This window comes from Clostridium sp. CAG:221 (assembly GCA_000435835.1).
Lineage (GTDB): Bacteria > Bacillota > Clostridia > Clostridiales > Clostridiaceae > Clostridium.
The window spans coordinates 18787-25086 of sequence record FR883397.1 but is presented as its reverse complement, the minus strand read 5'-3'; the positions used below and the strand labels follow the sequence as shown (position 1 = coordinate 25086).

Here is a 6300-nt window from a genome sequence, read left to right as displayed (position 1 = left end):
TAAAATTAAAGACTGTTGACACTTTGTCAACAGTCTGTTAGAAAAGCTTAGCTTTAGCTAAGCTTTTCTTTGTTTTTGTAAAAGAAGTAGATGCATTGGGTTATAAAAATAAGGCTGAGTATACCAAACATAGGATAAAGGGTGGTGATAAGGTTGGAAAATCCTATTTGAGATATTGGAAGGGCAAAAGCTAGGACAATAAATATTCCTTTTTTAAAAGGTATCTTAAAGGCTTGTTCTAAAGTTTTGCTGATAGAATAAACATCTGATACCTCAGTAGAAAACATTTCAAGCCAAATTATAATTAAAAGCAGTGCCTGAATTATATTACCAAATCTTTGGGCACATAAAAGAAGAGGTATTTCATATTTATAGATATATGGTTGATTTATTAATAATAAAATATTTATTATAGTAGATAAAACAGTTAGGCCAATGGCACCAATAGCGATACCAGATACCATAATTTTAGATTTACGAGTTTCATTGCTTAGAGGTACTAATACGCCAGAACAGCAAAGCGTGTTATATCCAGCATAAAGGATTGTGGATATTAAGACTCCTTTTTTAGGAGGAGTAAATTGAGAAATATAACTTATGCTGAGATTATCACCACAAAATATAATATATAATATGAATATTAAAGTAATAGTACTAAGTAAGGCAGGAACAATAAATGAATTTACCTCAATAAGTCCATCGGTTCCTCGAAGAAGAAAGAAAGAAGCTAAGGCAATCATTATTAGAGTTCCGATTATTTTAGGAATACCAAAAAATTGATTAATAAGTGCTCCACTGCCAGCTAAAATAATAGAGGCACTGGAAATTAAGTAAATGGTAGTAATGGCACCAGTAAATTTTCCAAGGATATTTGGGCTTATTACTTTAATTACATCACTATAAGAATTAAGTTCATATCTAATACTTATTTTTGATATAATGGTCCCCATAATTATATAAAAAGCTCCACAAAAAATAATGCCAATAAAGCTTACTAAACCATATGAAGTAAAAAATTCTGTAATTTCTTTGCCTGAAGCAAGTCCAGCGCCAACAATTGTCCCAATAAAAACAAAGGCAATTTGAAACATCTTATATATGTCTTTTTTCAATAATATCACTCCAGCTATTAAAATATTATCTAATTTTCCCTCAATTAAGTATATAAAGATTACAGTATATTTATTCTTTATTTAATATTTATGAATAAGCTATATTTTTATATGAAAAAATATAATTAAGCCAAAGCATAATATTTTCAGGGAGGAATTATCAGTGAAGAATAAAAGAGCCATTAGTTTATGTATGTTATTATTTAGTTTATTTAATTTTACGGCTTGTGAAAAAACGGAAAATGCAGAAGTTAAAGTAGATTTATTTGATAATGAAAAAGCATTAAATATAAGTAAGGACTATTTATTTAATATTAAAAATGGAAATATTGACGGTGCAAATAAATTATGTACTGATGAGTTATTAAAAGGAAATGTAAATATTGGTGAAGGAATATCAAAAATTAGCTCATTTGATAAGGAAAAGTCCATTGAAGGAAATAATTTTGCATATTATATTTACAATATAATAAGAACTTCCTCAACAGAACCTAAAAGTGATTTAGAAAGCTTAACTATTAAAGTTGAAAAGATTGAAGATCAATATTTAATAAATGGAGTTAAGTCTCAATCTAAAAAAGAACTTTTTGTAGATGGAAAATATTTAAGAATCTTAGAAGAGGAAGGAAGCAATAGTAACTTAGTAATGTCTTTAAATAGCGTTCCTAAAGATACATATGTAAGTGAAAATGATATAATGCTATATAAAGCAAAAGTTCCTAATGAAGCTTTTGGCAAGGTAGGATTAAGCTTTACAGGAAAAAAAGTTGCCATATCTACGAAAGGGCAAGAGCAGGTATATATATGTGTAGCTAATATTGAGGATAGTATAACAACATTTGTGGGAGATAATTCAGCTGCTAGTGATGGTAATGGAGAAAATACTATGTCTCAGCTAGAAGAATTATTTGAAAAGCCAATAGCTAAAAAAATAGTTTCACTTGATTTATTGAAAGACTGTCAAATTAATAATTTTATATTTTCAAAGAAAGAAGATTCTTTAGCTGTTGCTTATAGCAAAGGCAATGGAGTGAGAAGGGTTAATATATATAATGCCAATGAAGGAGATATCATAAGCAAGGCAATAAATGAAGAATTTAATGAAGCTGAATATAATATTGACGAATTGGGCTTTAATGCAGAAGAATTTATTTTTAATGTGAGCAAAGTAAATTCCACAGGAAATGCTGATGAAAAAGAAGGACAATATTCTTTTGATATTAAAAGTTATGAGATTAAGAAATTGTAATATGTTAAGAAGTAATTTATAATTATTAAACAAGGAAATGAATAAAGGGAACTTTATCATTTCCTTTTACTTATAACTTTTAGATTTGGCGAAAGGTTGATATATATGAAAGACTGGAATGGAAAGAGATATCATAGCTTAAATTATTTTTTAAGAAATAAATATGGCGAAAAAATTTATAAGATTCCTTTAGATGGAGGATTTACATGTCCTAATAGAGATGGAAAAGTAGCTAAAGGAGGCTGTACTTTTTGTAGTTCGCATGGTTCAGGAGATTTTGCAGGAAGTAGAATTTTAACTATAACAGAGCAATTTGATGATAGAAAAAAAGTCATGGAGAAAAAATGGAATAAGGGAAAGTACATAGCATATTTTCAAGCGTACACTAACACATATGCACCTATAGAAGAATTAAGAGATAAATATAATCAAGCTATAGCAGAAGAAAATGTTGTTGCTTTATCTATAGCAACAAGACCAGATTGCTTAGGTGATGATGTACTAGACCTATTAGAAGAAATGAGCAAGAAGGTTTACTTATGGGTAGAACTAGGACTACAGACTATTAATGATAAAACTGCAGAAAACTTTAATAGAGGATATAAATTTGAAGTATTTAAAGAAGGCATAAAGAAACTGCAGGATAGAGGGATAGAAGTTGTTGTACACTCTATATTTGGACTTCCAGGAGAAACAAAAGAAGACATGCTTAGGACAATAGATTATATTGCTCATAGTGGTGCACAAGGAATCAAGTTCCACTTGCTACATTTAATGAAGAACACAAAGATGGCAGAACAATATTATAATGGAGAATTTGAATTATTAAGTGAAGAAGATTATATTGATTTGATATGCCAGGGAATATCAATGATTCCAGAGGAAATGGTTGTACATAGACTTACAGGTGATGCTCCAAGGGCAACGCTTATTGGACCAATGTGGAGTTTAAAGAAATGGGAAGTCTTAAATGCCATTGATAAAGCGCTTGTAGATAGAGACATCTGGCAAGGGAAAAACTTTAAATAATTATGAACTTAGTAAATGATGAACTTAGATAATGATGAACTTAGTAAATGATGAATGATGAACTTAGATAATGATGAATTATGAATTAAGAATTATGAATTAATGATGAAATTCTTACAGAATTTCTGAAAATTATATTTTTATAAACTCTGCGAGTTTATTCCTAAATTCATCATTCGTCATTCATCATTCATCATTAAAAAAAGGGGGGCTATTTCAGCCTTTTTTTAATAATAAAAATAGTAAAGAGATAGTCTGATAATTGGAGGGGAAGTGAAATTGTGCCTTTTAATGAAAAAGATATAGGGGCTATAGATATAAATGTACGAAAAGCTAAGGTAGGAGATAAGGAAGCATTTAAAAAGCTTATTGAAGAAAATAAAATTTCTATGTATAGAGTATCAAAAGCTATTTTAAATAAAGAGGAAGACATAGAGGATGCTATTGGAGAATCTATATTAAAAGCATATAAAAATATAAGCTCTTTAAGAAATGAAGCGTATTTTAAAACTTGGCTCATAAGAATTGTAATTAATGAAAGTAATAATATTTATAAAAAAAGAAATCGTGAAATAGCTATGGATAAAGAGCATTTTATTAATATGGAGCATAGGGATTTTTACAAGGATTTTTCATTATATGATGCAATAAACTCTCTAGAAGATGATTTAAAAATAACAACATTATTGTATTATTTTGAAGATTTAAAATATAAAGATATAGCAAAGCTTTTAAAGATAAAAGAAGGAACAGTGAAATCGCGATTATCTAGGGCTAAGCAGAAACTTTATGAAATATTAAAGGAGGATTAAAAATGAATAAAGTAGATGATAAATTTGAAAAATTTTTAATGGATAAAGCAAAAGATGAAAAATCAAAATTTTATATTCCAGTCTCCTTTGATACAAGAATAGAAGAGAGTTTAAAGGAAGTAGATAAAATTAGCTTTAATAAAAGTAAAAGATGGTATGAAAATAAAAAACTTATGGTTGTAGTAGCATCCTTTGTTTTTATATTTTCTTTAAGCATAATAAGATATTCCATGAAAAGCAATTCTAATATAGACATGGCTAGAAGTATGAACCAAATAGCTAATGAGAATGCTACCTTAGAGGATAGTGAGTCAGTAGAAAAAGTAAATGAAAATATTTATTTAAAGGACCTTATACATTTAAAGAATGTTGAAAGCATAGATGTAAATGGAAAAGCAATTGAAGATGAAGATAAAATATCAAAGATTTTATATTTATTAAATAGTTTACCTTTAAATAACAGTGAAGCAGAATTTGTAGATGAAGATTATACAATAGAAATAAAAGGAGAAAATACTTACATTATATATATGAAGGAAAACTTGCTTTTAATAAATGATGTTGTCTACAACACGAATACACATGAAGTTGAAAATGTAAAAAAAGAGATATCCAATTTAATTTCAAATTAATTGGGTATCTCTTTTTGGAGTTAAGCGCCTTATTTAGACTACTTGGAAGATGAAGAATTTTAAGTAGTAAGATTCATCTGAGTTCCAAAGGATTGGATGGTCACAGCTTTGAGTTCTTACTTCTATTTGTCTTAAAGTTCTTCTTGCATCATGAGCAGCTTCTAATACTGTTTTCTTTAATTGCTCTTCACTCATGTAGTGCGAGCATGAACAAGTTGCGAAATATCCACCTGGTTTAACCATCTTTAAACCTCTAAGATTTATTTCTTTATATCCTCTTATAGCAGCGTTAACAGTTCCTCTTGATTTAGTGAAAGCAGGAGGATCTAAGATTACAACATCATATTGTTTACCTTCTCTTGACCATGTACCAAGGACATCAAATGCATTATGACATTCAAATTTCACAATATCTTGCAAATTATTAAGTTCTGCATTTCTAGTTGCACAATCAACAGCATGTTGTGATACGTCAATTCCTAGTACTGATTTTGCTCCGGCTATACCAGCATTTAAAGCAAAAGATCCTGTATGAGTAAAGCAGTCTAGAACATCTCTACCTTTACATATCTTGTGGATAGCAGCTCTATTTTCCTTTTGATCTAGGAAGAAGCCTGTCTTTTGACCATTTTCGATATCTACTATGTATTTAACACCGTTTTCTATGATTTCAACATCAGTATCAAAAGGTTCTGTAAGGAAGCCTTTTCTTTGCTCTAATCCTTCGATTTCTCTTGTCTTAATATCGCTTCTTTCATAGACACCTTTAGCATTATATTCTTCAACAAGAATTTTAACTATTAAATCTCTATATTGATCCATACCTAAAGTTGATATTTGAATAACGTAGTAATCATTAAACTTATCTATTGTAAGCCCTGGTAAGAAGTCAGCTTCTCCAAAGATAAATCTACAAGAAGATGTATCGATAACAGTTTTTCTATAATCCCATGCAGCAGCAAATCTTCTTTTAAAGAATTCCTCATCAATTTCTTCGTTTATATCTCTAGTCATTATTCTAATTGTTATCTTACTGTGGTCGTTTATGTATCCTTTTCCAATGAAATAATTCTTGTGATTATATACTTCAACGATATCACCATTTTCATAATCACCATCATATTCATTTATTTCATCAATATATATCCAAGGACGACCATTTTCAGCTTTTTTATTTTTTCCTTGGTGTAAGTAAAATTTACTAGCCATTATGTAAAAACTCCTTTCAGGACAATTCTTCACCATATAAGTTATGGGAGAATATATTATATGTATTTTAAATAAATAAAAGTAATTAAATTATAGCATAAAGAAAAGTAAAGGTAATTAATCTTATAAAAATAAAGAATTTTGTACATATATCTTAAAAAAGCAATAAAAAGTAATTAAAAATTTTAGGAAAAATAGAGTGCTAATTTGAAATTAATAAAAAAATAAACAACATTAATAAGAATATTTTAACAAAA

At 28.5% G+C, this 6300-nt stretch carries 6 protein-coding genes; 4 read left to right on the top strand and 2 right to left on the bottom strand.

What is annotated here, in order from left to right:
• Positions 1-53: 53 nt before the first annotated feature.
• Entirely contained in the window at positions 54-1091 is a 1038-nt protein-coding gene (locus tag Q5O44_RS06555; RefSeq protein ID WP_370545567.1) for a transporter, read from the bottom strand.
• 184 nt (positions 1092-1275) lie between these two features.
• Here Q5O44_RS06555 and Q5O44_RS06550 point away from each other — a divergent pair, with 184 nt between their 5' ends.
• From Q5O44_RS06550 to Q5O44_RS06535, 4 genes are all read left to right on the top strand, one after another.
• Complete coding sequence (locus Q5O44_RS06550) at positions 1276-2361, top strand: hypothetical protein (RefSeq protein WP_022167599.1); 1086 nt, start codon at positions 1276-1278, stop codon at positions 2359-2361.
• A gap of 105 nt (positions 2362-2466) precedes the next feature.
• Complete coding sequence (locus Q5O44_RS06545) at positions 2467-3390, top strand: TIGR01212 family radical SAM protein (RefSeq protein WP_022167598.1); 924 nt, start codon at positions 2467-2469, stop codon at positions 3388-3390.
• 281 nt (positions 3391-3671) lie between these two features.
• Positions 3672-4202 carry an RNA polymerase sigma factor gene (locus tag Q5O44_RS06540; protein ID WP_022167597.1) on the top strand — a complete coding sequence of 177 codons (531 nt, stop codon included), beginning with the start codon at positions 3672-3674 and terminating at the stop codon, positions 4200-4202.
• 2 nt (positions 4203-4204) lie between these two features.
• Positions 4205-4834, top strand: coding sequence for a hypothetical protein (locus tag Q5O44_RS06535; protein ID WP_022167596.1), 630 nt, complete (start codon positions 4205-4207; stop codon positions 4832-4834).
• A gap of 33 nt (positions 4835-4867) precedes the next feature.
• Here the strand turns inward: Q5O44_RS06535 and Q5O44_RS06530 are convergent, their stop codons facing one another.
• Positions 4868-6043, bottom strand: coding sequence for a class I SAM-dependent rRNA methyltransferase (locus tag Q5O44_RS06530; RefSeq protein ID WP_022167595.1), 1176 nt, complete (start codon positions 6041-6043; stop codon positions 4868-4870).
• Between the last annotated feature and the right edge of the window lie 257 nt (positions 6044-6300).

Bases quoted from the DNA above. Each gene is read 5' to 3' on its own strand.
- Q5O44_RS06555 (WP_370545567.1), bottom strand. From the start codon at position 1,091: ATGTTTCAAATTGCCTTTGTTTTTATTGGGACAATTGTTGGCGCTGGA.
- Q5O44_RS06530 (WP_022167595.1), bottom strand. From the start codon at position 6,043: ATGGCTAGTAAATTTTACTTACACCAAGGAAAAAATAAAAAAGCTGAA.
- Q5O44_RS06535 (WP_022167596.1), top strand. From the start codon at position 4,205: ATGAATAAAGTAGATGATAAATTTGAAAAATTTTTAATGGATAAAGCA.
- Q5O44_RS06545 (WP_022167598.1), top strand. From the start codon at position 2,467: ATGAAAGACTGGAATGGAAAGAGATATCATAGCTTAAATTATTTTTTA.